The 26,481-nt window shown below is 59.4% G+C and carries 29 protein-coding genes; 18 read left to right on the top strand and 11 right to left on the bottom strand.

The window, feature by feature from the left end; all coding sequences use genetic code 11:
- Positions 1–20: 20 nt before the first annotated feature.
- Complete coding sequence (gene smpB / locus WCL58_RS20850; RefSeq protein WP_033654311.1) at positions 21–503, bottom strand: SsrA-binding protein SmpB; 483 nt, start codon at positions 501–503, stop codon at positions 21–23.
- 161 nt (positions 504–664) lie between these two features.
- On the opposite strand from smpB, the gene WCL58_RS20845 reads away from it, so the two are divergent.
- Both WCL58_RS20845 and WCL58_RS20840 read left to right on the top strand, forming a co-directional pair.
- Positions 665–1,099 carry a type II toxin-antitoxin system RatA family toxin gene (locus WCL58_RS20845; RefSeq protein ID WP_004929096.1) on the top strand — a complete coding sequence of 145 codons (435 nt, stop codon included), beginning with the start codon at positions 665–667 and terminating at the stop codon, positions 1,097–1,099.
- Positions 1,092–1,376 carry an RnfH family protein gene (locus WCL58_RS20840; protein WP_087762394.1) on the top strand — a complete coding sequence of 95 codons (285 nt, stop codon included), beginning with the start codon at positions 1,092–1,094 and terminating at the stop codon, positions 1,374–1,376. The genes WCL58_RS20845 and WCL58_RS20840 overlap by 8 nt, the downstream gene beginning before the upstream one ends.
- Positions 1,377–1,494: 118 nt before the next feature.
- Here the strand turns inward: WCL58_RS20840 and bamE are convergent, their stop codons facing one another.
- The 3 genes from bamE to nadK all read right to left on the bottom strand — a co-directional run bounded on the left by bamE (position 1,495) and on the right by nadK (position 4,700).
- Positions 1,495–1,833 (bottom strand): outer membrane protein assembly factor BamE, encoded by a 339-nt coding sequence (gene bamE, locus WCL58_RS20835; RefSeq protein ID WP_004929101.1) that lies wholly within the window; start codon positions 1,831–1,833, stop codon positions 1,495–1,497.
- 240 nt (positions 1,834–2,073) lie between these two features.
- Positions 2,074–3,735 (bottom strand): DNA repair protein RecN, encoded by a 1,662-nt coding sequence (gene recN / locus WCL58_RS20830; RefSeq protein WP_336851549.1) that lies wholly within the window; start codon positions 3,733–3,735, stop codon positions 2,074–2,076.
- A gap of 86 nt (positions 3,736–3,821) precedes the next feature.
- The gene (nadK, locus tag WCL58_RS20825; RefSeq protein WP_019452304.1) at positions 3,822–4,700 is read right to left on the bottom strand and encodes an NAD(+) kinase; all 879 of its coding nucleotides are present in this window, start codon (positions 4,698–4,700) and stop codon (positions 3,822–3,824) included.
- Positions 4,701–4,825: 125 nt separating this feature from the next.
- Here nadK and grpE point away from each other — a divergent pair, with 125 nt between their 5' ends.
- On the top strand, positions 4,826–5,410 hold the full coding sequence (gene grpE, locus WCL58_RS20820; protein ID WP_025303955.1) for a nucleotide exchange factor GrpE: 585 nt from the start codon (positions 4,826–4,828) through the stop codon (positions 5,408–5,410).
- 64 nt (positions 5,411–5,474) lie between these two features.
- On the opposite strand, the gene ung is transcribed toward grpE, so the two are convergent.
- The gene (gene ung / locus WCL58_RS20815) at positions 5,475–6,158 is read right to left on the bottom strand and encodes a uracil-DNA glycosylase (RefSeq protein WP_033635636.1); all 684 of its coding nucleotides are present in this window, start codon (positions 6,156–6,158) and stop codon (positions 5,475–5,477) included.
- A gap of 346 nt (positions 6,159–6,504) precedes the next feature.
- Between ung and grcA the strand changes: the two genes are divergently transcribed.
- From grcA to WCL58_RS20800, 3 genes are all read left to right on the top strand, one after another.
- Positions 6,505–6,888, top strand: coding sequence for an autonomous glycyl radical cofactor GrcA (gene grcA, locus WCL58_RS20810; protein WP_063990610.1), 384 nt, complete (start codon positions 6,505–6,507; stop codon positions 6,886–6,888).
- A gap of 183 nt (positions 6,889–7,071) precedes the next feature.
- On the top strand, positions 7,072–8,034 hold the full coding sequence (locus WCL58_RS20805) for a DUF2974 domain-containing protein (protein WP_100397051.1): 963 nt from the start codon (positions 7,072–7,074) through the stop codon (positions 8,032–8,034).
- Positions 8,027–8,782, top strand: coding sequence for an ankyrin repeat domain-containing protein (locus tag WCL58_RS20800; RefSeq protein ID WP_336851548.1), 756 nt, complete (start codon positions 8,027–8,029; stop codon positions 8,780–8,782). The genes WCL58_RS20805 and WCL58_RS20800 overlap by 8 nt, the downstream gene beginning before the upstream one ends.
- Before the next feature lie 52 nt (positions 8,783–8,834).
- Here the strand turns inward: WCL58_RS20800 and srmB are convergent, their stop codons facing one another.
- Positions 8,835–10,157: an ATP-dependent RNA helicase SrmB gene (gene srmB, locus WCL58_RS20795; RefSeq protein WP_016929798.1), complete on the bottom strand. Its 1,323-nt coding sequence runs from the start codon at positions 10,155–10,157 to the stop codon at positions 8,835–8,837.
- A gap of 99 nt (positions 10,158–10,256) precedes the next feature.
- Here srmB and trmN point away from each other — a divergent pair, with 99 nt between their 5' ends.
- Positions 10,257–11,036, top strand: coding sequence for a tRNA(1)(Val) (adenine(37)-N(6))-methyltransferase TrmN (trmN, locus tag WCL58_RS20790; RefSeq protein ID WP_060441112.1), 780 nt, complete (start codon positions 10,257–10,259; stop codon positions 11,034–11,036).
- Positions 11,037–11,074: 38 nt separating this feature from the next.
- On the opposite strand, the gene nadB is transcribed toward trmN, so the two are convergent.
- A complete protein-coding gene (nadB, locus tag WCL58_RS20785; RefSeq protein ID WP_019452310.1) occupies positions 11,075–12,676 on the bottom strand; it encodes an L-aspartate oxidase in 1,602 nt (533 codons plus the stop codon).
- Positions 12,677–12,890: 214 nt separating this feature from the next.
- On the opposite strand from nadB, the gene rpoE reads away from it, so the two are divergent.
- From rpoE to rseC, 4 genes are read left to right on the top strand one after another with little or no spacing between them, the layout of a single operon-like run.
- Entirely contained in the window at positions 12,891–13,466 is a 576-nt protein-coding gene (gene rpoE / locus WCL58_RS20780) for an RNA polymerase sigma factor RpoE (RefSeq protein ID WP_004929136.1), read from the top strand.
- 30 nt (positions 13,467–13,496) lie between these two features.
- Positions 13,497–14,150, top strand: a complete 654-nt coding sequence (gene rseA, locus WCL58_RS20775; protein ID WP_049200771.1) for an anti-sigma-E factor RseA — start codon at positions 13,497–13,499, stop codon at positions 14,148–14,150.
- Entirely contained in the window at positions 14,150–15,106 is a 957-nt protein-coding gene (gene rseB / locus WCL58_RS20770) for a sigma-E factor regulatory protein RseB (protein WP_025303948.1), read from the top strand. The genes rseA and rseB overlap by 1 nt, the downstream gene beginning before the upstream one ends.
- Complete coding sequence (rseC, locus tag WCL58_RS20765; protein WP_004929144.1) at positions 15,106–15,582, top strand: SoxR-reducing system protein RseC; 477 nt, start codon at positions 15,106–15,108, stop codon at positions 15,580–15,582. Before rseB ends, rseC begins: the two co-directional genes overlap by 1 nt.
- On the opposite strand, the gene WCL58_RS20760 is transcribed toward rseC, so the two are convergent.
- Complete coding sequence (locus WCL58_RS20760) at positions 15,579–16,415, bottom strand: hypothetical protein (protein ID WP_087762397.1); 837 nt, start codon at positions 16,413–16,415, stop codon at positions 15,579–15,581. The two genes, rseC and WCL58_RS20760, sit on opposite strands and share 4 nt — an antisense overlap.
- A 518-nt stretch (positions 16,416–16,933) precedes the next feature.
- Between WCL58_RS20760 and lepA the strand changes: the two genes are divergently transcribed.
- The 7 genes from lepA to acpS all read left to right on the top strand — a co-directional run bounded on the left by lepA (position 16,934) and on the right by acpS (position 23,485).
- On the top strand, positions 16,934–18,733 hold the full coding sequence (lepA, locus tag WCL58_RS20755) for a translation elongation factor 4 (protein WP_033635625.1): 1,800 nt from the start codon (positions 16,934–16,936) through the stop codon (positions 18,731–18,733).
- A 32-nt stretch (positions 18,734–18,765) separates the two neighbouring features.
- Complete coding sequence (lepB, locus tag WCL58_RS20750) at positions 18,766–19,743, top strand: signal peptidase I (protein WP_033644122.1); 978 nt, start codon at positions 18,766–18,768, stop codon at positions 19,741–19,743.
- Positions 19,744–19,978: 235 nt separating this feature from the next.
- Positions 19,979–20,659 (top strand): ribonuclease III, encoded by a 681-nt coding sequence (gene rnc / locus WCL58_RS20745; RefSeq protein WP_004929158.1) that lies wholly within the window; start codon positions 19,979–19,981, stop codon positions 20,657–20,659.
- Positions 20,656–21,564, top strand: coding sequence for a GTPase Era (gene era, locus WCL58_RS20740; protein ID WP_004929162.1), 909 nt, complete (start codon positions 20,656–20,658; stop codon positions 21,562–21,564). Before rnc ends, era begins: the two co-directional genes overlap by 4 nt.
- Positions 21,565–21,570: 6 nt before the next feature.
- The gene (gene recO / locus WCL58_RS20735; RefSeq protein WP_004929165.1) at positions 21,571–22,302 is read left to right on the top strand and encodes a DNA repair protein RecO; all 732 of its coding nucleotides are present in this window, start codon (positions 21,571–21,573) and stop codon (positions 22,300–22,302) included.
- A 71-nt stretch (positions 22,303–22,373) separates the two neighbouring features.
- Entirely contained in the window at positions 22,374–23,105 is a 732-nt protein-coding gene (gene pdxJ, locus WCL58_RS20730) for a pyridoxine 5'-phosphate synthase (protein WP_047730060.1), read from the top strand.
- A complete protein-coding gene (gene acpS / locus WCL58_RS20725; protein ID WP_019452319.1) occupies positions 23,105–23,485 on the top strand; it encodes a holo-ACP synthase in 381 nt (126 codons plus the stop codon). Before pdxJ ends, acpS begins: the two co-directional genes overlap by 1 nt.
- 45 nt (positions 23,486–23,530) lie before the next feature.
- On the opposite strand, the gene WCL58_RS20720 is transcribed toward acpS, so the two are convergent.
- From WCL58_RS20720 to WCL58_RS20710, 3 genes are all read right to left on the bottom strand, one after another.
- Positions 23,531–23,791 (bottom strand): YfhL family 4Fe-4S dicluster ferredoxin, encoded by a 261-nt coding sequence (locus WCL58_RS20720; protein WP_025303942.1) that lies wholly within the window; start codon positions 23,789–23,791, stop codon positions 23,531–23,533.
- A gap of 91 nt (positions 23,792–23,882) precedes the next feature.
- Complete coding sequence (locus tag WCL58_RS20715) at positions 23,883–25,427, bottom strand: phosphoethanolamine transferase (RefSeq protein WP_336851547.1); 1,545 nt, start codon at positions 25,425–25,427, stop codon at positions 23,883–23,885.
- A gap of 143 nt (positions 25,428–25,570) precedes the next feature.
- Positions 25,571–26,419: a MurR/RpiR family transcriptional regulator gene (locus WCL58_RS20710; RefSeq protein WP_033654299.1), complete on the bottom strand. Its 849-nt coding sequence runs from the start codon at positions 26,417–26,419 to the stop codon at positions 25,571–25,573.
- Positions 26,420–26,481: the final 62 nt, after the last annotated feature.

Raw genomic sequence — 26,481 nt, 5'->3', positions numbered from 1 at the left:
TACTTCGATAAGCCAGCGGCTTAACGATTGGCGTGCTTCATGATACGGGCTTTCGCCGTCTGCCATTCGCGATCTTTGATGTCATCGCGTTTGTCGTGCTCTTTCTTGCCTTTGGCTACGCCGATCTTGATCTTGCTCCAGGCATTTTTCCAATACAGGGACAAGGCCACCACGGTGTAGCCATCGCGGTTGACGCGGCCGAGCAGGGTATCCAGCTCGCGTCGTTTCAGCAGCAGTTTACGGGTACGCGTCGGATCGCACACCACATGCGACGAAGCCACGTTGAGCGGGGTGATGGTGGCGCCAAACAGATAGGCTTCACCGTCACGGAACGTCACGTAGCTGTCGCTGAGGTTGGCTTTGCCTGCACGCAGCGATTTAACTTCCCACCCTTGCAGCGACAGGCCCGCCTCGAACTCTTCTTCAATGAAGTATTCGAAACGCGCGCGCTTGTTTTGAGCAATGGTGGCGGAACCGGGTTTGTGTGCTTTTTTCTTTGTCATAGTGCGTTCATTATACTGGATGCTTCAGCGAAAGAAATCCTTTCCCGTTCAGCACCTGCGCAATTTTTCGCATTTTTGGCGCCCCCATCCCTTAGCAGATTTTTTGTTTGCCGCCAGATAAATGGTATTATCTGTACGTTTTATGTCTCACAGGAAATGATATGCCCCAGATCAGTCGGTCTGCATTAGTGCCGTTCAGCGCCGAGCAGATGTATCAGTTGGTTAACGATGTTCATTCTTATCCCGATTTTCTGCCAGGCTGCACCGGCAGCCGGGTGCTTAACGCTACCTCCAACGAAATGACGGCCGCAGTGGACGTCGCCAAGGCCGGTATCAGCAAGACCTTCACCACACGCAATACGCTGCTGGATAACCAGAGCATCAATATGCAGCTGGTCGATGGTCCGTTCCGCAAGCTGATGGGTGGCTGGCAGTTCACGCCGCTGAGCGAAGAGGCCTGCAAGGTGGAGCTGCACCTGGACTTCGAGTTCACCAACAAACTGATAGAGCTGGCGTTCGGCAAGGTTTTCAAAGAGCTGGCGGGCAGCATGGTGCAGGCATTTACCCAGCGGGCGAAAGAGGTCTACAGTGTCTGACATCCAGGTCGAGGTGGTGTACGCCTTGCCGGAGCGTCAGTACCTGCGCAAGGTGAAACTGGCCGAGGGCAGCAGCGTCGAGCAGGCGATCCAGACTTCGGGCCTGCTGGAGCTGCGCCAGGATATCGATCTCAAGAGCAACAAAATCGGCATCTACAGCCGCCCGGCCAAGCTGGGCGATACGCTGAACGACGGCGACCGGGTGGAGATCTACCGGCCGCTGATAGCCGATCCGAAAGAGCTGCGCCGGCAACGGGCAGAAAAGGCAAAAAAATAAGGCGCTATAAGCGCCTTATTTTTTTATCTGAAACTGATTTTTTCTTCCGCGTTGCAGCCTGCGACTGTCATGAGGAACATCGTGCCCCCTCATGGGCCGGAAGAGCGGGCGGCGCCGATTACTTGGTCAGCGCCGGTTTGTTCTGGATATCGGTCAACACGCCTGCGCTGTCGAAGGTCAGCGTCAGCGTCTGCTGGGTGATGTCTTCATGGCCAGGTTGCTGGCGGAACACATAGAACCACGTCTGAGTCCCGAACGGGTCTTGCAGCATTGGGGTGCCCAATGTGTAAGCGACCTGTTGCTGGGTCATCCCTTTCTGAATTTTCGCCACGTCGGTCGAAGTCAGGTAGTTCCCCTGGTTGATGTCAGGACGATAAACCACCTTTTCAAAAGTAGAACAGCCTGCAGTCAGCATCACAAGAACTACAGCGGCGGCAGTCAGCGTTTTACAGCGCATAGTAATCACATTCCTTTAGGGCATAGGATGCCGATGATAATAGACCTTGCGGCAGTTGGAAACCTTTATACCCTTCATCTTTCAAGTTGCGACGCGTTGGCTTTCTTTCAGCACCTCAAGCGCTTGGCCTGTTTCAGGCCGTTGAGGAGGCTTCGAATCGCCGCCGCGCCGCACTTTAGATATCTTTCGGGTCAACAGCGTCACTGTCAGACCGCAGGAAAGTGAAAAAGTTGAGCTTTTTTATGCCGCCAGCAGTTCTTTGGCGTTCGCCAGCGTATTGCGGGTGACTTCGCTGCCGCCGAGCAGGCGCGCCAGCTCCTGCAGCCGGGCGCGCTTATCCAGCGGCGCCATCTGGGTTTCGGTGACCGTGCCGTCGGTCTGCTTGCTGACGAACAGGTGCTGATGCCCGCATCCGGCCACCTGCGGCAGGTGAGTCACGCACATCACCTGGGTGGATTCGCCGAGCTGGCGCAGCAGGCGGCCGACGATGGCGGCGGTCGGGCCGCTGATGCCCACGTCGACCTCATCGAAGATCAGCGCCGGGGTTTCCATCTTGCGGGCGGTAATCACCTGAATGGCCAGCGCGATGCGCGACAGCTCACCGCCGGAGGCGACCTTCGCCAGCGGCTGCAGCGGCTGCCCCGGGTTGGTGGAGACGCAGAACTCGGTGCGGCTGGCCCCTTCGGCGCTCAGATGCTGCGGCTCGAAACCCACATCGATGTTGAACTTGCCGTGCGGCATGGAGAGCGCCTGCATGCTGTCGGTAATGAGCGTGGTCAGCTCGGCGGCGTAATTCAGGCGTTTCTGATGCAGCTGCTCCGCCAGCGCCAGCGCCTGCTGGTGATGCAGGGTGACCGCCTCGTTCAGGTGCTCATGGTCGCTTTCCTGCTGTGAAAGCAGCTGTTGTTCATCCAGCAACTGCTGATGCAGCTGCGGCAGCTCTTCCGGCGCAACCTGGTGTTTGCGCGCCAGGCTGATTTGGCGCGACAGGCGCTGTTCCAGCTCGTGCAGGCGATTGGGATCGAGATCCATGCGATCGGCGTAGTGGCGCAGCTCGTCGCTGGCTTCGCTAATCTGGATAGAGGCCTCTTCCAGCATGTCCAGCAGGCCGCTGAGTTTGTCGTCCAGCCCGGCCAGCTCGAGCAGCAGGTGCTTGGCGCTGTAGAGCTGGCTGAGCATGTTGTTCTCGTCGCTGTCGGCCAGAAGCTGCAGCGTCTGCTGGCTGAGGGTCAGCAGCTGGCCGCTGTTGGCCAGGCGCTTGTACTCGGCGTCGGTCTGTTCGAACTCGCCGGCCTGCGGCGCGAATTCGTTCAGCTCTTTCAATTGGTATTGCAGCAGCTGCTTGCGCGCTTCGCGCTCGATGGACTGCTGCTGATGGTGCGCCAGCTCGCGGCAGCTCTGGTGCCAGCGTTGGTAGGCCTGGCTCATCGCCGCCAGCAGGGCGGGCTCGTCGGCGTAGGCGTCGAGCAGCGCTTTTTGGTGCTCCGGTTTGAGCAGCAGCTGATGGGCGTGTTGGCCGTGGATTTGGATCAGGCGTTGCCCCAGCTCGCGCAGCTGCGACAGCGGCACGGCGGTGCCGTTGATAAAGCCGCGCGAACGGCCGTCGGCGTTGATCACCCGGCGCAGCAGGCATTCGTTGCTGTCGTCCAGCTGGTTCTGTTCCAGCCACTCGCGCGCAGACGGGGTGTCCGCCAGCGAGAAGCGGGCGCAAATGTCGGCGCGGGCGGCTCCCAGGCGCACCACGTTGCCGTCGGCGCGGTTGCCGAGGCACAGCCCCAGCGCATCGATGGCGATGGATTTGCCGGCGCCGGTTTCACCGGTGATCGCCGTCATACCCGGTTGAAAATCGATTTCCAACTCACGAACGATAGCAAAGTTGCTGATGGTTAATTGCGCCAGCATGGGAACCTTCCTGTGTATAAACACATAACTGTAGTTTCATACAGTATAAACTGGTTTTATATACAGTAAAGTGGCCGGCGCAGATTTTAGAACAATTTTTTCGACCAGCCCAGCTTGGTGCTTAACGTGTTGAAATAGCTGTAGTCCTTCGGGTGAATCAGATTCAGGTGGAAATCGCTGCGGCGGATAAGCACTTCTTCCCCTTCCTGGATAGGCAGCGCGATCTGGCTGTCGCAGCTGATCTCCAAATCGCTGCCGATCTGCGAAAACTTCAGGCGGATGGTACTGTCGCCGTTGATCACCAGCGGCCGGGCGGAGAGAGTGTGCGGGAACATCGGCACCAGCGCGATCGCCTCCAGCGACGGGGTGAGGATCGGCCCGCCGGCTGAGAGCGAGTAGGCGGTGGAGCCGGTCGGCGTGGCGATGATCAGGCCGTCGGAGCGCTGTGAGAAGGCGAAGCGATCGTCGATGTACACTTCGAATTCGATCATGTGCGCCACTTTGCCGGGGTGCAGCACCACTTCGTTGATGGCGGTGCTGATGCGGCACTGCTGGTGCTCTTTATGCACGATGGTTTCCAGCAGGAAACGCTGTTCGTCGATGTACTCGCCTTCCAGCACGTCCGCCAGCTGCTGCAGGGCGTTGTCGGGATCGAGATCGGTGAGGAAGCCGAGGTTGCCGCGGTTGACCCCGATCACCTTGATGTCGTAACGCGCCAGCACGCGCGCGGCGCCGAGCATGTTGCCGTCGCCGCCGACCACCACCGCCAGATCGGCGCGCTGGCCGATATCCGCCAGGCTGCCGGTCACGGCGTCTTTCAGCCCCAAATCATGGGCGATCTGGCGTTCGACCATCACCGAATAGCCGCGGGCGACCAGCCAGTGGAACAGCATCTCGTGGGTTGCCAGCGCTGAAGGGTGACGCGGGTGGCCAACAATGCCAATACAGGCGAATTTTTTATTCATTTGTTGTGATTTTCCTCACCGGGACCCGTTTATGCCCCACATTGTGACCGGTTGACTTGAAACCCCGGTTTTGATCCCCATAATAAGCCAAGTTGCGAGATTAATGCTAAAACGCGGAGATATTCATGAGTAGTAAAGAACAGAAGACGCCAAACGAGCAAGTCTCGGAAGAAATGGAACAACACGCTCATCACGATGATACGCTGCCGGAAGCGGCGGAAGGCGTCGATCTGCGCGATGCGCGTATCGCCGAACTGGAAGCCCAACTGGCGGAAGCTCAGCAGCATGAGCGCGACAGCCTGCTGCGCGCCAAAGCGGAAGCGGAAAACATCCGCCGCCGCGCCGAACTGGACGTCGAGAAAGCGCACAAGTTCGCCCTGGAGAAATTCTCCGGCGATCTGCTGCCGGTGATCGACAACCTGGAGCGCGCGCTGGATCTGGCAGATAAAAACAACCCGGAACTGGCCGCGATGATCGAAGGCATCGAGCTGACGCTGAAATCGCTGCTGGACGTGGTGCGCAAGTACGGCATCGAAATCGTCGGCGACGTCAACGTGCCGTTCAACCCGGAAGTGCATCAGGCGATGAGCATGATGGAATCCGCCGATCACCAACCGAACCACGTGATGATGGTGATGCAGAAAGGCTATACGCTGAACGGCCGCCTGCTGCGCCCGGCGATGGTCGCGGTCTCCAAAGCCAAGGCGTAATCGCCCCGGCAACGGCATAACGGCATAAAGAAAGGCACCCGAGGGTGCCTTTTTTGTTTCTGGACTACGCCTGCGGCAGGCGCGGCATCCAGTCGATCGGCGTGAGCCCTTGCTGCTCCAGCAGCTGATTGGCCTGCGAGAAATGACGGCAGCCGAGGAAACCGCGGTGCGCGGAGAGCGGCGACGGGTGCGGCGCCTTCAGCACATGGTGGCGGTTGCGGTCGATAAAGTTGCCTTTCTTCTGCGCGTGCGAGCCCCACAGCAGGAACACCACGCCTTCACGGTTCTCGTTCAGGGCGGCGATCACTTTGTCGGTAAAGGTTTCCCAGCCCAGGTTGGCGTGCGAGTGCGCGCGGCCGCCTTCCACCGTCAGCACGGTGTTGAGCAGCAGCACCCCCTGTTCGGCCCAGCTTTGCAGGTAGCCGTGATCCGGGCGTTCGAAGCCGGGAATGTCGGTCGCCAGCTCTTTATACATGTTCACCAGCGACGGCGGCGCCGGCACGCCGGGGCGCACCGAGAAAGAGAGGCCGTGCGCCTGATTGGGGCCATGATACGGATCCTGGCCGAGGATGACGACCTTGACGTCCGCCAGCTCGGTATAGCGGAAAGCGTTGAACACGTCCTTCTGCGGTGGATAAATGGTCTTACCGGCCTGGCGTTCAGCGGCAACAAAGGCGAGCGTTTCAACAAAATAGGGCTGCTCTTTCTCTTTGCCGATCACGTCATGCCAGGTGAGGGAGGTGGCCATAAACGCTCTCCTTTGTTTTCTTTAGCAATTCATGGGCTATAGCTTACCGTTTCAGCACGCGCAGCGAAACCCGCTTTTCATTTCTCGCTGCCGTGCCTTATGCAATTATTTTTGAAAATTTACAAAAATAATTGGTTTTTGCCGCAGCGGGAAAATTGATATAAAACATAAATTTGCCCCTTCATGCCCTGTGCCTACCCGGTAAAAATTGACTTTAATCAAGGAACTGGCCCGGTCAGGCTGGTATACAGAACAACAAGACAACAATGGTTTTACCAAATGGCCGAAACCAGAATTGGGTTTTCTCACGACGTGAATTTTTACGCCCTTGTACGGAGGCAACATAATGATTACCGGTATTCAAATTACCAAAGCGAACGACCAGGCGCTGGTGAATTCTTTCTGGCTGCTGGACGATGAAAAAGCGGAAGCTCGCTGCGTGTGCGCCAAGGCCAACTACGCGGAAGATCAGGTTGTCGCGGTGAGCGACCTGGGCCAGATCGAATACCGTGAAGTGCCGCTGGAACTGCAGCCGACCGTGCGCGTGGAAGGCGGTCAGCACCTGAACGTCAACGTGCTGCGTCGCGAAACCCTGGAAGACGCGGTCAAGCACCCGGAAAAATACCCGCAGCTGACCATCCGCGTGTCCGGCTATGCGGTGCGCTTCAACTCCCTGACGCCGGAACAGCAGCGCGACGTTATCGCCCGCACCTTTACCGAAAGCCTGTAATTTGCGGCGCAGTCAATCAGGGAGCTTTGGCTCCCTTTCTGGCGTTTGGCGGCCGAAAACCGAACGTGGATCACATTCTGTACAAAGATAAGCATTTCTAATACAGAACTCATCCGACCTGCCGATAGCTAAATCAGCACCTATTCAGGTGCTCAATAAAAAGTCTATCGACAAGGAGTCGGCATGAGTATGCCTTTAAGTTTTACCTCTGCAGTATCCCCGGTGGCCGCGATCCCTACGCCTCGCGCCGCTGCCGAGACGGCGACGGCGGCGCAGCCCGCGGCAGCGCCGGCAAATCCGGCGCCGGTGGCCTCTCCCTCTCAGAACACGCTGAACGCGCAGAATCTGTTGAATACGCTGGTCGGCGATATCTCAGCGGCAGCACCGACGGCGGCGGCAGCGCCGGGCGTGACGCGGGGGCAGCAATCGCAGGAGGGGGATTATGCGTTGGCGCTGTTGGCCAAGGACGTTTACTCACTCACTGGCCAGGGTGCCGCCGGGTTCAACCGCCTGAGCGACAGCGCGCTGCTCGGTTTCGGCATCGATCCCGCCAGCCTGCACGACGCGGGCAGCGGTTTCCAGGCTGGGATTTACAGCAACGACAAGCAGTATGTGTTGGCGTTCGCCGGCACCAACGACTGGCGCGATTGGCTGAGCAACGTGCGGCAGGCGACGGGCTATGACGATGTGCAGTACAATCAGGCGGTTGCCGCTGCCAAAAGCGCCAAGGCGGCCTTCGGCGATGCGCTGGTGATCGCCGGCCATTCGCTCGGCGGCGGCCTGGCGGCCACGGCCGCGCTGGCGACCGGCACGGTCGCGGTCACCTTCAACGCGGCCGGGGTGTCGGATTACACCCTGAATCGCCTGGGTATTGATCCGGCGGCGGCGAAGAAAGATGCCGAAGCCGGCGGTATCCGCCGCTACAGCGAGCAATATGACATGCTGACCAGCACCCAGGAGTCGACCTCGCTGATCCCGGATGCCATCGGCCACAACATCACCCTGGCCAACAACGATACCCTGACCGGCATCGATGACTGGCGGCCGAGCAAGCATCTGGATCGCAGCCTGACGGCGCACGGTATCGACAAGGTGATAAGCTCGATGGCGGAACAAAAGCCGTGGGAGGCGAAGGCCAATGCCTGAAGGGCGTCGCTTGCGGCGGGCGCTGGCGATAGCCTTACTGGCGCTGGTCGCGGTGACCGGTTTACTGATGATGGCTAAGGAGCAACAGATGGGGCAGGAGATTTCGCCGTTTGACGGCCGCAGCAATCTGGCGCTGGCTCAGGCGGTGGCGCGCGGCGATACGCAGGGTATCCATGCGCAGGCCACGCAGGATCGTTTGCGCGAGCGGGGCGATCGGCAGGTCACGCTGTTGCAGTGGGCGGTGCTTTCGCAGCATCCGGATAGCGTGCAGGCGTTGCTGGATCTCGGTGCCGACCCGGCGGCGGCGGGGCTGGACGGCAACAGCGCGCTGCACACCGCGGCGATGCTGCAAGACGCGCAGTACCTGCGGTTGCTGCTGGCCAAAGGGGCGCAGGTGAACGTGCGTAATGCCGTTACCGGCGCCACGCCGCTTGCGGCGGCGGTGCTGGCCGGGCGTGAAGAGCAACTGCGGCTGTTGCTGGCGGCCGGGGCGGACACCACCTTGAGCGACCGGCTGGGGGATACCCCGCTGCATCTGGCGGCGAAGATTAACGCGCCGCACCTGGCGCTGCTGCTGTTGCAGGCCGGGGCCGATGCCCGGGCGCGCAACCAGCAGGGCGTCGCGTTCCAGTTTTATTTCTCGCAAACGCCGGCGCATTTGCAGAATGATGAACTGAAGGCACAGTTCCGCGAACTGGATAAATGGCTGCAGGGGCACCGCCTGGCCACGCACTACGCGCAGCAGTAAACGCCCATAAAAAAACCGCCTGTACAGGCGGTTTTTTCTTAGGCAGCGGGGGTTATTCCGCGTCGCCGGCCGGTTTGGCCTTCGCCTGACGGCGTTTGCCGACGTTTTTGGCGTCACGGTGGCGCACTTTCACCTTGGCCTTTTCTTTGTTCTTCGCTTTATCTTCCGCGCGTTTGGCCAGCACTTTCTTCGATGGCTTGCCGTTGCTCTTCTCGTTCGGCACCTTGGTTTTCGGCCGCAGCTCATCGATCACGCGCGCTTTCAGCGGCTCATTCAGGTAACGGCCCACTTTGCCCAGCAGCAGATGGTCGTGCGCTTCCACCAGCGAAATGGCGGTGCCTTTGCGCCCGGCGCGGCCGGTACGGCCGATGCGGTGCAGGTAGGTGTCCGCCGTGCGCGGCATGTCGAAGTTGAACACGTGGGTGATATCGAGGATATCCAGACCGCGTGCGGCAACGTCGGTGGCGACCAGCACGTTAACCCGGCCATCCATCATGCGTTTGACCGCTTCGTTGCGTTTGGCCTGCACCATTTCGCCTTCGAGATAGCAGGTGTTGATGCCTGCTTCGCGCAGCCAGGTGGCCAGCTCGTGCACGCGCTCGCGTTTGCGCACGAAGATCACCGATTTCTGCACGTCCGGCTGCTTCAGCAGGTGGATCAGCAGCGCGGTTTTGTGCTGCACGTCATCGGCACGGTAGTACCACTGCAGGATCTTTTTGCGTTCGCGGCGCGACGGATCGGCTTCCACTTCCACCGGCTCTTTCAGGATGCGCTCGGCGAATTCGCGGATCGCTTCGCCTTCCAGCGTGGCGGAGAACAGCAGCGTCTGGTTGCGCCAGCGGGTTTCGGCGGAGATGGTTTCGATGTCCTGCGCGAAGCCCATGTCGAGCATGCGGTCGGCTTCGTCGAGGATCAGGGTTTCCACCGCGCGGCAGTCGAAGTTCTCTTCTTTAATGTATTGCAGCAAACGGCCGGTGGTGGCGACCACCACGTCTTGGTTTTCGCTGAACACTTCCGCGTGGTTCATGTAAGCGACGCCGCCGGTGATGGTGGCGATATCCAGCGAGGTATGAGCAGCCAATTCGCGCGCCTGATCGGCGACCTGCATTGCCAGTTCACGCGTTGGCGTCAGGATCAGTACGCGCGGCGGGCCGGATTTTTTGCGTGGAAAGTCCAGCAGGTGCTGCAGCACGGGCAGCAGGAAGGCGGCGGTTTTGCCGGTGCCGGTCGGAGCCGAACCTAAGACGTCGCGCCCGTCCATCGCCGGCGGGATCGCAGCGGCCTGAATGGCGGTGGGGCGATCGTAGCCTTTGTCGCGCAGCGCGTCGATCAGGCGATCATCGAGTTCGAGTTCGGAAAAAGTGGTTGCTGTCATGGTCTACCTCTACTTGGGGCGCCGATTATAGACGGGTTGGCCGCGATCTTCACCTATTTAAGCGGAAAGCCGCTCTTTTCCCGTCGATCAGATTGCCTTATGCTACGCCAGTTTTATAGCCAGGTGGTGAGTGTGAGCAAGCGATCGAAAGCCGATTTTACCCCGCGCCGCGGGGGTTTTACCTTTAAACAATTCTTTGTCGCCCACGATCGTTGCGCCATGAAAGTGGGCACCGACGGGGTGCTGCTCGGCGCCTGGGCGCCGCTGGGGCAGGCGCGCCGGGTGCTGGACATCGGCAGCGGCAGCGGGCTGATCGCGCTGATGCTGGCGCAGCGCAGCGGCGACGAAGTGACCATTGACGCGGTGGAGCTGGATGAAGCCGCCGCCGGCCAGGCGCGCGAAAATGCGGCGGAGTCGCCGTGGCCGCAGCGCATCCGCGTGCATGCGCAGGATATTCACCATTATGCGCAGCAGCATGCCGCTGAGTATGATCTGATCGTCAGTAATCCGCCTTATTTCGAGCCGGCGGTGGCCTGCCGCGACCAGGCGCGCCACAACGCGCGTTACACCGAAACCCTGACGCACGATGCGCTGTTGGCCTGTGCGGCACAGCTGCTGGCGGAACAGGGAACGTTCTGCGTGGTGCTGCCGCATGACATCGGCGCTGAATTCGAACGTCTGGCGCAGCAAAGCGGCTGGCAGACGGCGGCGAAAGTGAACGTCAGCGATCGGGCCGATACGCCGCTGCACCGGGTGCTGCTGGCGCTGACGCGGCGGGAAACGCCGCTGCGGGAGCAGGCGCTGGCGATCAAGCAGGCCGATGGCAGCTATACCGACGATTTCCGCCGGTTGATCGCCGACTTCTACCTGTTCTACTGAAAAGAAAAGGGCGCCGATTAGGCGCCCTGTCGCAGAGTTTAAGGCTGCAAAATGGTCGGCAGCGCTTCCGGCAGCAGATCCGGATAGTCCAGCGTGTAGTGCAGGCCGCGGCTCTCTTTGCGCGCCATGGCGCTGCGCACGATAAGCTCGGCCACCTGCACCAGATTGCGCAGCTCCAGCAGGTTGTTGGAGATGCGGAAGTGAGCGTAGTACTCGTCGATTTCCGCCTGCAGCGTGTTGATGCGGCGCAGGGCGCGTTCCAACCGCTTGGTGGTGCGCACGATGCCGACGTAATCCCACATGAACAGCCGCAGCTCGTGCCAGTTGTGCTGAATCACCACCCGTTCGTCCGCATCGTCCACCCGGCTTTCATCCCAGTGCGGCACCTGTTTGGCCTGCTGAATGAACGGCAGGCGCTGCAGAATGTCTTCCGCCGCCGACCAACCGTACACCAGGCACTCCAGCAGCGAATTCGACGCCATGCGGTTGGCGCCGTGCAGGCCGGTATAGCTGACCTCGCCGATGGCGTACAGCCCGTCGAGATCGGTGCGGCCGTGCTGATCGACCATCACGCCGCCGCAGGTGTAGTGCGCCGCCGGGACGATCGGGATCGGTTGCCGGGTCAGATCGAAGCCCAGCGTCAGCAGCTTCTCGTGGATCATCGGGAAGTGCTGGGTGATGAACTCCGCCGGCTTGTGGCTGATGTCCAGGTACATGCAGTCGGCGCCCAGGCGCTTCATTTCATGGTCGATGGCGCGGGCGACGATATCACGCGGGGCCAGTTCGCCGCGCGGGTCAAAATCGGGCATAAAGCGGCTGCCGTCCGGGCGCTTCAGGTAAGCCCCTTCACCGCGCAGCGCTTCGGTCAGCAGGAAGTTGCGTGCCTGAGGATGGAACAGGCAGGTCGGGTGGAACTGGTTGAACTCCAGGTTGGCGACCCGGCAGCCGGCGCGCCAGGCCATGGCGATGCCGTCGCCGGAGGAGATGTCCGGGTTAGTGGTGTATTGGTATACCTTGGCTGCGCCGCCGGTGGCCAACACCACCGTTTTGGCGCGGTAGGTTTCCACCCGCTCCAGCTCGCGGTTCCAGACGTAAGCGCCCACCACTCGGCGGGTACCCGGCAGGCCGATTTTGTTCGAGGTAATCAGGTCAACCGCGTTGCGGCGCTCCATCACGCAAATATTGGGGTGAGCGCTTGCTTTCCCCACCAGCGTGGTCTCTACTTCCTTACCGGTAGCATCCGCGGCGTGCAGGATGCGGCGATGGCTGTGGCCGCCTTCGCGCGTGAGGTGATAATGCTCCTCGCCCTGCGCGTTGACCTCGGTGTCGAACAGCACGCCCTGATCGATCAGCCACTGCACGCAGTGGCGCGCGTTGCCGGCGATGAATTCGACGGCCTCTTTGTCGCACAGGCCGGCGCCGGCAATCAAAGTGTCATCAACGTGTGAGGCAATGCTGTCCGTCTCATCGAACACCGCGGCGATCCCGCCCTGGGCGTAAAAGGTGGCCCCCTCGCTGAGCGGCCCCTTGCTGAGAACGGTAACCTTGCAATGCTGCGCCAGGCGCAGCGCCAGTGACAGGCCCGCAGCGCCGCTGCCGACGATCAGTACATCGCTAACATGTTCAGATGATGGTTGCATAACGTATGATGTGTGCAGAAGAAGAGTGAATTTCATGTTAGCCTAACTGTCCGGGCAAAAGCCACGGATAGGGCGACATCAACAGAAAAAACAATGGCGATATGGAACTTCGTGTTCTATATGAACTCCAAGCGAGTGCTTGCTCAGGAAAATAATGTATGGCTGGCAGTACAATTTTACGCGTGGAGACGGATTTGGGGAGAGTTTACCTCGGATGAGCGAGCAGTTAACGGATCAAGTTCTGGTCGAGCGGGTCCAAAAGGGCGATCAGAAATCGTTTAACCTACTGGTAGTGCGCTATCAGCATAAGGTGGCGAGTCTCGTTTCCCGCTATGTGCCGCAGGGCGATGTGCCCGATGTGGTGCAGGAGTCGTTTATCAAGGCCTATCGCGCACTGGAATCGTTCCGTGGCGACAGCGCTTTTTATACTTGGTTGTATCGAATCGCCGTGAACACGGCAAAGAATTATCTGGTTGCTCAGGGGCGCCGTCCGCCATCCAGTGATGTGGACGCTAACGATGCGGAAAATTACGAAAGTGCGGGCGCACTGAAAGAAATTTCGAACCCTGAGAACTTAATGTTGTCAGAAGAGCTGAGACAGATAGTTTTCCGTACCATTGAGTCTCTCCCTGAGGATCTTCGCATGGCGATTACCCTGCGGGAGTTGGATGGTCTAAGCTACGAAGAGATAGCTGCCATCATGGATTGCCCGGTCGGAACCGTACGTTCGCGTATTTTCCGCGCCCGGGAAGCTATCGATAATAAAGTTCAACCGCTGATCCAGCGTTAGCAATGGCGGGCACAGGAAGGGTACTTAGGCATGCAGAAAGAAAAGCTTTCCGCTCTGATGGATGGTGAATCGTTCGACAGCGAGCTGTTGAGTTCTCTGTCGCAAGATCGAACGCTTCAACAAAGCTGGCAGAGCTATCACCTGATACGTGACACACTGCGAGGTGATGTCGGGCAAGTGATGCATCTCGACATCGCCGATCGCGTAGCCGCTGCACTTGAGAAAGAACCCGCCCGGCTGGTGCCTTCCGCCGTTCAGGAATCTCAGCCGCAGCCTCACACCTGGCAGAAAATGCCGTTCTGGGACAAAGTGCGTCCTTGGGCGAGCCAGATTACGCAAATCGGTATGGCGGCCTGCGTGTCGCTGGCGGTGATCGTCGGCGTACAGCACTATAACCAACCTGCTGCGTCATCGAACGCGTCCGAATCGCCGGCCTTCACCACGCTGCCGATCATGGGCCAGGCTTCACCGGTCAGCCTGGGCGTCCCGGCCGACAGCTTCTCCACCGGCAGCGGCCAACAGCAGCAGGTGCAGGAACAGCGCAAGCGTATCAACGCCATGCTGCAGGACTATGAACTGCAACGTCGCCTGCATTCGGATCAGCTGCAGCTTGAACAAAGCAACCCGCAACAGGCTGCCATTCAGGTTCCCGGAACTCAGTCTTTAGGAATGCAACAGCAGTAATGAAGCAAATCTGGTTCTCCGTTTGTTTATTGACGGGCAGCCTGCTCTATTCCAGCATCGCCCCGGCGCAGCCAACTGCGTCCGGGGCGTTATTGCAACAGATGAGCAGCGCCAGCCGTTCTCTCAATTACGAGCTCGCCTACATCAGCATCAGCAAGCAGGGAATCGAGTCGTTGCGCTATCGCCATGCGGTGATCGGCAACGTGCCGCTCGGCCAGCTGTTGCATATGGACGGCCCGCGCCGCGAGGTGTTGCAGCGCGGCGGCGGGATCAGCTACTTCGAGCCTGGCCTGGAGCCGTTCACGCTCACCGGTGATCACATCGTCGATGCGCTGCCGGCGATCGTCTATGCCGATTTCACCCGTCTGGCCAAGTACTACGACTTCATCTCCGTGGGCAGCACCCGCATCGCCGATCGGCCGTGTGAAGTGCTGCGCGTGGTGGCGCGCGACGGTTCCCGCTATAGCTACATCGTCTGGATGGACGAGGACACCAAGCTGCCGCTGCGGGTGGATCTGCTCGATCGCGACGGCGAAACGCTGGAGCAATATCGGGTGATCTCCTTCGCGGTCGGCGCCGACGTGCAGGGCGCGATGCAGGGGCTGCTCAAAGCCAACCTGCCGCCGCTGCTGTCGCTACCGGCGGTGGAAAACGTCCAGCTCAGCTGGAGCACCGGCTGGCTGCCGGCCGGGGTGGACGAGGTGGCGCGCAATCGCCGCAAATTACCGAATGTCGCCGTGCCGGTCGAATCCCGGCTTTACAGCGACGGTCTGTTCAGCTTCTCGGTCAACGTCAGCCCGGCGGGCAGCGGAGCCGGGCAGCAATACTACCGTCAGGGGCGCCGTACCATTCAGACCGAAGTGCGCGCGGGCAACGAAATCACTATCGTGGGCGAATTGCCGCCGGCTACGGCCAAGCGCATCGCCGACAGCATTTCTTTCAAGGTATCGCCGTAATGATGAAAGAGTGGGCCACGGTGGTTTCGTGGCAACAGGGCGTAGCGCTGCTGCGCTGTGAACCCAAGGCCGGTTGCGGCAGCTGTACCGCGCGCTCCGGCTGCGGCGCGCGCGCGTTGAACGAGCTGGTGCCGGAAACCGAGCATCAGCTGCAGGTGCATATTGATCAGCCGCTCGAACCGGGGCAGCGTGTCGAGGTTGGCATTGCGGAGGGCAGCCTGCTGCGCTCCGCCATGCTGGTTTACCTGACGCCGCTGCTGGGCATGATGCTGGGCGGCACCTTGCTGCAATATTGTTTCGGCAGCGACGCCTCGGCGGCAGTCGGCGCCGTGCTGGGCGGCGGGGCGGCCTTTATGCTGGCGCGCCGGTTGGCCCGGCGTCTGGGCGAGCAGGCCGATTACCAGCCGGTGGTGCTGCAGATTGGGCTGCCGCCTACCGCGATGCGCATGCAGGCGGAAAACTCCCCGCTGATTTAAACCGACGGCCGCGTCATCGCCGGGTTGTGATAGGCGGGGATGCGGTTGTGGATCATATGCTCCAACAGCGCGATGAACAGATCGGCGCTGAGCAGCGAATCGTAGTTAATCGCGAACAGCACATTTCCCTGGCCGTCCAGCAAACGGATGCCGCGCTGCGGGTGGTTTTCCACCGCGCGGATCTGCTCGAGCGGCACGTTTCCCCGTTCCGTGGCCAGCAAGGTGGCGCTTAGCCGCAGCGTTTCAGTCGGCGTACCTTGCCGTTTGCCCAGCAGCAGCTGCCACAGCCAGCGTGCGTCGCCCTCAACGGTGTGAAACGGCACCACCTCCCCCTGATAGAGCGCATTCAATGCCAGCGGCCCGCGCTGCTGCAGCTGTTGGTCGACGATCACGTCCGCCAGCCGCCACGAATGGGCGACGTTGCTGAAAACTGTACACCAGGGCTGATCCGCGCCGGCGCGGAACGCCGTGACGTCAAACAGCCCGCCAAAAGCTTTGCCGCCGCGAAAGCGATAGATGTCGCCGATTTTCTCAAACGGGATGAAGCGCTCTTTGTGATGGTGGCCGTCAAAGACCCGCACGCCATGCTCGTACAGGCGATAGGTCAGCGTCGGGCGCAGATAGTGCCGCAGCGCCAGCAGCGTACAGCCGAGTAAAACCGTGCCCGCGCCGGCCTGCAACAGCGTGATGACTTCACTCTCATCAATGCTGCTCAGCAGCGGCAGCACCAACAGCGCGGCCCCCACGCTAAACAGCAGCGCCGCCGCCGCCAGAATGCCCCAGTTGACCTTCGAAAAATCGTGCCGGCTCAGCATTTGCCCTTTATCGATCATATGCACCTTCCAATCAACGTACGCAGATATGCTGCTGAACCCCGGTGGGCTGCCGATGTAGTGCCCGGAATAATGTTTTGTCGCGGAGTTCACGCCCTTTCTATCCGAGGGGCGGTGGTGGCGTATATGGGGTTTTTCCTAAAGGAAGAGGGACGAAATGGAATTCTAAGAGGTTGATCCAAATATTCTTTTCTTATAATTTCGGAGAGGGTTTATTGCGCTGCGGCCGGTTATGTATTAGCGCCGGAGTTTGACGGCCACGGAGCACCTGCAAGCCTTGGGTTCAGGCCGTATCGTCCGCGTTAACATCTGTTTTCACCCGCCGGGGTGCCCTGTAACATTTAGCTGCGCATAATAGAATGCCTTCACTGCACCGATCGCTAGGTTTTCAGTGGTGTGGCATGTAGAATGCAGCGATTCAGGTGCAAGACGGCCTAACCCATTCACTGTCGCTTTAGGTCCATGCGGGTTTCTATAGGCGAGTAATTCAGAAATACCAAGGCAGAAAAACTTTTATAATGAAGCATATACGAAATTTCTCCATTATTGCCCATATTGACCACGGTAAGTCGACGCTGTCTGACCGCATTATCCAAATCTGCGGTGGCTTGTCCGACCGTGAAATGGCCGCGCAGGTGCTCGATTCCATGGATCTGGAGCGCGAGCGCGGCATCACCATCAAAGCGCAGAGCGTGACGCTGGATTATAAGGCGCTGGATGGGCAGACCTATCAACTCAACTTTATCGACACCCCCGGCCACGTTGACTTCTCCTATGAAGTTTCCCGCTCGCTGGCGGCCTGCGAAGGCGCGCTGCTGGTGGTGGACGCCGGTCAAGGCGTAGAAGCCCAGACGCTGGCCAACTGCTACACCGCGATCGAAATGGATCTGGAAGTGGTGCCGGTACTGAACAAGATTGACCTGCCGGCCGCCGATCCGGATCGCGCCGCACAGGAAATCGAAGACATCGTCGGCATCGACGCTACCGATGCGGTGCGCTGCTCGGCCAAAACCGGCGTCGGCGTGCCCGAGGTGCTGGAGCGCCTGGTGCGCGACATCCCGCCGCCGCAGGGCGATCCGGATGCGCCGCTGCAGGCGCTGATCATCGACTCCTGGTTCGATAACTACCTGGGCGTCGTCTCTCTGGTGCGCGTCAAGAACGGCACGCTGCGTAAGGGCGACAAGATCAAGGTCATGAGCACCGGCCAGGTGTACAACGCCGATCGCCTGGGTATCTTCACGCCGAAGCAGGTCGATCGCGACGTGCTGAACTGTGGCGAAGTGGGCTGGCTGGTCTGTGCGATCAAAGACATCCTCGGCGCGCCGGTGGGCGATACCCTGACGCAGGCGCGTCAGCCGGCGGATAAAGCGCTGCCGGGCTTCAAGAAAGTGAAGCCGCAGGTGTACGCCGGTCTGTTCCCGATCAGCTCCGACGACTATGAATCCTTCCGCGATGCGCTGGGCAAACTGAGCCTCAACGACGCCTCCCTGTTCTACGAGCCGGAAAGCTCCACTGCGCTGGGCTTCGGCTTCCGCTGCGGCTTCCTCGGCCTGCTGCACATGGAGATCATTCAGGAGCGTCTGGAGCGTGAATACGATCTGGATCTGATCACCACCGCGCCGACGGTCGTCTACGAAGTGGAAACCACCGGCAAAGAAGTGATCTACGTCGACAGCCCGTCCAAGCTGCCGCCGTTGAACAATATCCAGGAACTGCGCGAGCCGATCGCCGAATGTCACATGCTGATGCCGCAGGAATACCTGGGCAACGTCATCACCCTGTGCGTTGAGAAGCGCGGTGTGCAGACCAACATGGTCTACCACGGCAACCAGGTGGCGTTGACCTATGAAATCCCGATGGCGGAAGTGGTGCTCGACTTCTTCGACCGCCTGAAGTCCACGTCGCGCGGTTATGCGTCGCTGGATTACAACTTCAAGCGCTTCCAGGCTTCCGACATGGTGCGCGTGGACGTGCTGATCAACAACGAGCGCGTGGATGCGCTGGCGCTGATCACCCACCGCGACAACTCGCAGTATCGCGGCCGTGAACTGGTGGAGAAGATGAAAGATCTGATCCCGCGTCAGCAGTTCGACATCGCGATTCAGGCGGCGATCGGCACGCACATCATCGCGCGTTCCACCGTGAAGCAGTTGCGTAAAAACGTGCTGGCGAAATGCTACGGCGGTGACGTCAGCCGTAAGAAAAAGCTGCTGCAGAAACAGAAAGACGGTAAGAAACGCATGAAGCAGGTCGGTAACGTCGAGCTGCCGCAGGAAGCGTTCCTGGCCATTCTGCACGTCGGTAAAGACGGCAAGTAACCGCGACGAGTTCGCGAAACGAGGGAGTTTGCATGGCGAATATGTTTGCCCTGATCCTGGCGTTGGCCACCCTGGTCACCGGGATCATCTGGTGCTTCGAGCGCTTTAAATGGGCGCCGGCCCGCCGCGCGAAGATCGCGGCGGTCAACGAGCAGACCGCGGGCGCCGTAGACGATAAAACGCTGGCGAAAGTGGCGAAGCAGCCTGGTTGGGTAGAGACTGGCGCATCGGTATTCCCGGTGCTGTTGCTGGTCTTTGTGGTGCGTTCGTTTATTTACGAACCGTTCCAGATCCCGTCCGGCTCAATGATGCCGACGCTGTTGATTGGCGATTTCATTCTGGTGGAGAAATATGCCTACGGCATTAAAGATCCGATTACCCAGACCACGCTCATTGAAACCGGCCATCCGAAGCGCGGCGATATTGCGGTATTTAAATATCCGCTGGATCCGAAGCTGGATTATATCAAGCGTGTAATTGGCCTGCCGGGCGACCGTATTACTTACGATCCGGTGAATAAGCGCGTCACGGTGCAGCCGTCCTGCAACAGCGGGCAGTCCTGCGATACCGCGCTGGCGGTGACCTACGCGGACGCCCAGCCGAGCGACTTCGTGCAGCTGTTCAGCCGCAGCGGCATGGGCGAGGCCAGCAACGGCTTCTACCAAATCCCGCTGAACGACAACGTGCCGCAGGGCGGCATTCGTCTGCGCGAGCGTCAGGAGAGCCTGGGCAACGTGACCCACCGCATCCTGACCGTGCCGGGCACGCAGGATCAGGTGGGCGCTTACTACCAACAGCCGGGCAAACCGCTGGCGGAGTGGGTGGTGCCGGCCGGGCATTACTTCATGATGGGCGACAACCGCGACAACAGCGCGGATAGCCGCTACTGGGGCTTTGTGCCGGAGAAAAATCTGGTGGGTAAAGCCACGGCCATCTGGATGAGCTTTGAAAAGCAGGAAGGTGAGTGGCCTACCGGCGTGCGTTTCAGCCGGATCGGCGGCATTCATTAATCGCTGACTTACTCTCTGTCTATTTCACGCCGCAGCCTACTGCGGCGTGAAAGATTAAGGGGATATAAACACAGCATTATGTTTCCACTCGTTGTAGAATACTTTCTCGAGCGATAAAAAGTTGGCTCCTGCTGGGAGCCACTGCAAACGAAACAGCTTTGGATCGGCTTTCGGCGAAGCAGGCCTGTTCCGTATGCTGCAAGTTTTTGACGCATTCTTGATCTATTGGTAACTCATGAACCCCATCGTAATAAACAGGCTGCAGCGGAAGCTGGGCTACACTTTTCAACAGCAGGAGCTTTTACTGCAGGCTTTGACTCACCGCAGCGCCAGCAGTAAACACAATGAACGTCTTGAGTTTCTGGGTGACTCGATTCTGAGCTTTGTCATCGCCAATGCGCTCTATCACCGTTTTCCTCGCGTAGACGAGGGCGATATGAGCCGCATGCGCGCCACGCTGGTGCGTGGCAATACGCTGGCGGAGATGGCACGCGAGTTTGACCTGGGCGAATGTCTGCGGCTGGGGCCGGGCGAATTGAAAAGTGGTGGGTTCCGCCGCGAGTCAATCCTGGCGGATACGGTGGAGGCATTGATCGGCGGCGTGTTCCTGGACAGCGACATCCAGACCGTCGAGCGTCTGATTTTGGACTGGTATCGCAGCCGGTTGGATGAAATCAGCCCCGGTGATAAGCAGAAAGACCCGAAAACCCGTTTGCAGGAGTTTTTGCAGGGGCGTCATCTGCCGTTGCCTTCTTATTTGGTGGTGCAGGTTCGCGGTGAAGCGCACGACCAAGAGTTTACCATCCACTGCCAGGTGAGTGGTTTGAGCGAGCCCGTGGTGGGCACCGGCTCGAGCCGCCGTAAAGCCGAGCAGGCGGCAGCGGAACAAGCGCTGAAAAAGCTGGAGCTTGAATGAGCGAAGTAAAACAACACTGCGGGTTTATCGCCATCGTCGGCCGCCCGAACGTGGGCAAATCGACGTTGCTGAACCAACTGCTGGGGCAGAAGGTTTCCATTACGTCGCGTAAGCCGCAGACGACCCGTCACCGCATCATGGGCATCGACACCGATGGCGCCTATCAGGCGATCTACGTCGATACCCCAGGGCTGCACATCGAAGAAAAACGCGCCATCAACCGCTTGATGAACCGCGCGGCCAGCAGCTCGATCGGCGACGTCGAACTGGTGATCTTCGTGGTCGAAGGCACCAACTGGACCGCCGACGACGAAATGGTGGTCAACAAGCTGCGCAGCCTGCGCTGCCCGGTATTGCTGGCGATCAACAAGGTTGATAACGTCACCGACAAATCCAAGCTGTTGCCGCACATCGCGTTCCTCAGCCAGCAGATGAACTTCCTCGACGTGGTGCCTATCTCCGCCGAGAAAGGGATGAACGTCGACACCATCGCCGGCATCGTGCGCAAGCTGCTGCCGGAAGCGGAACACCACTTCCCGGAAGACTACATCACCGATCGCTCGCAGCGCTTTATGGCGTCCGAGATCATCCGCGAGAAGCTGATGCGTTTCCTGGGCGAAGAGCTGCCGTATTCGGTGACGGTGGAAATCGAACAGTTCGTGGCTAACGATCGCGGCGGCTACGATGTGCACGGCCTGATCCTGGTCGAGCGCGAAGGCCAGAAGAAAATGGTCATCGGCAACAAAGGCGCCAAGATCAAAACCATCGGCATCGAAGCGCGCCAGGACATGGAACAGATGTTCGACGCCAAAGTGCATCTCGAGCTGTGGGTGAAAGTGAAATCCGGTTGGGCGGACGACGAACGTGCGCTGCGCAGCCTGGGCTATGTTGACGATCTGAAGTAACGATCCGTGGACGGCTGGGAGCGCGCTTTCGTCCTGCATGGGCGGCCGTACAGTGAAACCAGTCTGATGCTGGATCTGTTTACCGAAGGTCATGGGCGGGTGCGCTTGCTGGCGAAAGGCGCGCGCAGCCGCCGCTCCAATCTGAAGGGTTGCCTGCAACCCTTTACCCCCCTGTTAGTGCGCTGGGGCGGCCGCGGCGAAGTGAAAACGCTGCGCAACGCCGAAGCGGTCTCCCTCGGTTTACCCCTCAGCGGCATGATGCTTTACAGCGGCCTGTACGTGAACGAACTGCTGGCGCGCGTGCTGGAGCAGGAAACCAACTACTCGGTGCTGTTCTTCGACTATCTGCAATGCCTGCAGGCGCTGGCGGCGGAAGACAGCTCGCCGGAGCAGGCGCTGCGTCAGTTCGAACTGGCCTTGCTGCACCACCTGGGCTACGGCCTCGATTTCCTGCACTGCGCCGGCAGCGGCCTGCCGGTGGATGATGCCATGACCTATCGTTACCGCGAAGAGAAAGGCTTTATCGCCAGCCTGGTGGTGGATCATTACAGCTTCACCGGGCGCGAACTGCGCGCGCTGGCGGAGCGTCAGTTTCCCGATGCCGAGACGCTGCGCGCCGCCAAGCGTTTCACCCGTATGGCGCTGAAACCCTACCTCGGCGGCAAGCCGTTGAAGAGCCGCGAACTGTTCCGCCAGTTCGTGCGCAAACAGCCGAATACGCCGGTCGACGACGCCTGACCTTTTCCCCTTTTGCCGCCCTGCGCCCGCGTGTAAACTGCTGGCACTGAAAATCGTATTTAGAGGTTGTCATGGCTGATTTGCTGCTGGGCGTCAATATCGATCACATCGCCACGTTACGTAACGCGCGCGGAACCCAATACCCGGATCCGGTTCAGGCGGCATTCATTGCCGAACAGGCGGGGGCCGACGGCATTACCGTGCATCTGCGCGAAGACCGCCGCCACATCACCGACCGCGACGTGCGCTTGCTGCGCCAGACCATCCAGACGCGCATGAATCTGGAGATGGCGGTGACCGACGAGATGCTGGACATCGCCATTGAGCTGAAGCCGCATTTCTGCTGCCTGGTGCCGGAAAAGCGCGAAGAAGTGACCACCGAAGGCGGCCTGGACGTCGCCGGCCAGCTGGACAAAATGAGCGTGGCGGTTGAGCGCCTGGCGCAGGCGGGCATTTTGGTCTCGCTGTTCATCGATCCCGATCATCGCCAGATCGACGCGGCGGTGGCGGTGGGCGCTCCCTATATCGAGATCCACACCGGTGCCTACGCCGAAGCGCAGGGCGAGCTGGCGGTACAGGCCGAGCTGCGCCGCATCGCGGTAGCCGCCGCCTACGCGGCCGAGAAGGGGCTGAAGGTCAACGCCGGCCACGGCCTGACCTATCACAACGTGCAGCCGATCGCCGCGCTGCCGGAAATGCACGAGCTGAACATCGGCCATGCGATTATCGGCCAGGCGGTGATGTGCGGGCTGCCGGCCGCGGTTGCCGACATGAAAGTGCTGATGCGGGAAGCGCGCCGGTAATGGCGGTGCTCGGGCTGGGTACCGACATCGTCGAGATGGCGCGTATCGAAGCGGTGGTGGAGCGCAGCGGCGATCGTCTGGCGCGCCGCGTGCTGAGCGATGCCGAGTGGGCGCTGTATCAGCAGCACCAGCAGCCGATTCGCTTTCTGGCCAAACGTTTCGCCGTGAAAGAGGCCGCTGCCAAGGCGTTCGGCACCGGCATTCGCAACGGCCTGGCGTTCAATCAGTTCGAAGTGTTCAACGATGCGTTGGGCAAGCCGAATATTCGTTTGCACGGCCGCGCCGCCGAGCTGGCCGGGGAGATGGGGGTCGCCGCGATCCACGTTTCGCTGGCCGACGAACGGCGCTACGCCTGCGCGACGGTGATCGTCGAAAGCTGAAAATAGAAAGGGCGCCTGTGGCGCCCTTGTCAGTCCTGCGGCGGATTAAATGCGATCGGCGTGGTGCAACACCACGAACTTGTCCCACAGCTGTTCGTTGCTCTCGCGATGCTGCGGATCGGTGATGATGGTATTGTCGATCGGGCAAACCTGCTGACAGGTCGGCGTATCATAATGGCCGACGCACTCGGTGCAGCGATCGGTATCGATCTGATAAATCTCATCGCCCATCGAAATCGCCTGGTTCGGGCATTCCGGCTCGCACATGTCGCAGTTGATGCATTTCTTGGTAATCAGCAGTGCCATTGTCAGTTATCTTTCCATCGGTGTGCTCGGGCTGGCGCGCAATCTATCATAGAATCGCCGCGCGGCGGGCGTTTTTTCGTCATCTTACCGCTTAGGGTAACTCAGGTGGGTCGTCAGCCAACTGATCGAAATCAACCCTTCTCTGCCCGTCAAACACCCAGCGCTTATCGGTATCCGCCATACGCATCGTAGGCATCACCTCCGGATGAGCAACCCGTATTCCCGCCTCTTGAGCAAACAACCCGATAAAATCGAACGCGCTCAAGGGATCATCATTGATCTGGTGTTGTTGGTCGCGATCGCTCAGCACCAGCAACGGCACCTGGTAATTCTGCCGGGTATCGCCGCTGTGACGCAGAGAACGTATGCCGCCGATATCCTTATGGGAAAGACCGTGATCGGAGAAATAGAACAGTTTAAACGGCGCACCGGTCCGTTTCAGACTTTGATAAACCTGCTCGATAAAACGATCGGTCTTGCGATAGGTAGAGAGGTAGCAGGCCAGCTCCTTATTCGGCGACTCGACGCTCGGCGGTTCGCCGTTAAGCCGCGCGCAAAAGTCGGCGTGCGAGCCCATCAGATGCAGCACATACAGGTTGCCTTGCCCCTGGCGGCTCAATAGTTGGTCAAATATTGGCAGCAGCGCATCATCATCGGTGTTGCGCGATTGATAGTCGCCTTTCTTCAGGAAGTAATGGTTATCGCTGAACATGGCGATTTTTGATACCGGCGTATCGAATTGCCCGAACATGCCCTGATTGGACAGCCAGTGGGTATTGAGGCCGGCGGCTTTTGCCAGGGTGATGATATTATCTCCGAGGGCAATGTTGTGGCCGTTGCTTAAAGCCAGCGTGCGGGGGAGCGATTCGAACGTATTCGGCGCGGTGGAAATATAGTTACTGTAAAACCGTCCCTTGGCATTATCCAGAAACGGTGTAGTGGACACCGGATAACCAAATAAGGACATATGATCCCTGCGCATACTTTCGCCGACGATAATGACATAGTTCTCATTCGTTGGTGCGCCGGCGGTAAGCGACCAGCGGTTTGGTGCTGAAACGTCGGTGTTTAATTCATCAATCTGCTGTTGGTATTGATGGTAAGCCGAATAAGTGGATAAAAAGAAGTCAGGCAATCTGAGATTGCTCAACCCACCGCTGAATGCTCTGGCGATAATAATCGCCGTAAGCAGGCCCAATGCGATCAATATTGTTTTCTTTGACAGGGGGTGTCGCCAAATAAATCGACCGAGAATGACCGGCGTAACCAGAATGGCGACAGGCAACAGATAACAGCTGACCGGGAGGGTTTGCAAAAACTCCCTTGCCTCTATCGGGTTGGATTGCAGCAGGGCTGACACCACGACGGCTGATGGGGAGCCGTATATGGCCCCGACCGGCGCATACAGCGCGCACAGCAGAATAAACGGAATAATCAGGCCGTAACGGGTAAGCGAATGGATAGATAATAATAGCAAGATAAGTGCAATAAAAAGAATATCAATGCCTTTTCCACCGCTGTATCCCATCGCTTTGATCAATATCAAAGCAATAATGGCGTAAAATAAAAAAGTGCGCAGGGTCGGGTGAGCCACGGAGTGCCGCAACTTATCTAAAATAACAGTGTGTGTATTCATAATGGTATCGTTAAATAATGCTGTCCATGCATGCTCAATTATTGGTTGATAATTGAGCGAGTCACCGCCCGCACATTATTTTTCGAATGCAGAGAAGGGAAATAATTGAGCTGGCGGCGTTTTATCGGCCGCCATTATACGCCTCAAACCAACTTTTTCATTAACTGTTCGCTGTGCTTGATGCGGTCGCGGGCATGATCGAGATCGTGTTGGATCAGCGCCATAAACAGCAGATCGGTGAGGGCGTATTGGGCCGTGCTGGAAGAGATGGCCGCGCTGCGGGTGTGGGGCTCTTCGGCGATGGTGTAGAGGCAGTGATCCGCGCGCTGCTGCAGGCCGTTGGGAGAGAAACTGGTCAGCGCCAGCACCCTGGCGCCGGCCTGGCGCGCTTCTTCCGCCGCCAGATTGATTTCACGCCGTTCGCCGCTGAAGGAGATAGCCAGCAGCAGATCGCGTTTGTCCAGCGCCTGCACTGCCGCCAGCTGAACGTGCATGTCCGCTTCGGCCACCGCCATCACGCCGATTTTCAGCAGCTTGAAGGAAAAATCCTTGGCCACCAGCCCGGAAGCGCCGATGCCGATTAGCATTACCCGGCGCGCCTGGCGCAGCATGTCCAGCGCCTGATGCAGCCGCTCTTCGCTGTTGATGTCCAGCGTCGCGCGCAGCGCCGCCTGCTTTTCCGCCAATAGCTTTTCACCGACGGTTTTCAGCGTGTCGCTGCTGAGGATGTGGTTGTGAACGGTCACGACCGGTTCGGCCTGCGGCTGGGCCAGCGTCTCGCTCAGCGCCAGCTTCAACGCCGGGAAACCTTTATAGCCCAGCTTTTGGGCGAACTTCACCACGCTCGACTGGCTGATGCCGGCCAGCTGGGCCAGCTTTTGTGAGCTGAGATGGCGCGCCTGCTCGGCGTTGTTCAGCAAAAAATCCGCCAGCTTGCGGTCGTTTTGCGCCAGTGTCGGATACATCTGGCGAATGCGCAGAAGGGTACTCATTGATCTTTCCCTGGAAACCAGCGGCCATTTTGCCACGCAGGCGGCGAAAACGCGCGGTGAAA

The organism is Serratia sp. TMDUHS_CL, assembly GCF_037137105.1.
Taxonomy (GTDB): Bacteria; Pseudomonadota; Gammaproteobacteria; order Enterobacterales; family Enterobacteriaceae; genus Serratia; species Serratia nevei.
The sequence above is the reverse complement of the archived record's forward strand: the minus strand, read 5'-3'. Positions and strand labels throughout refer to the sequence as shown.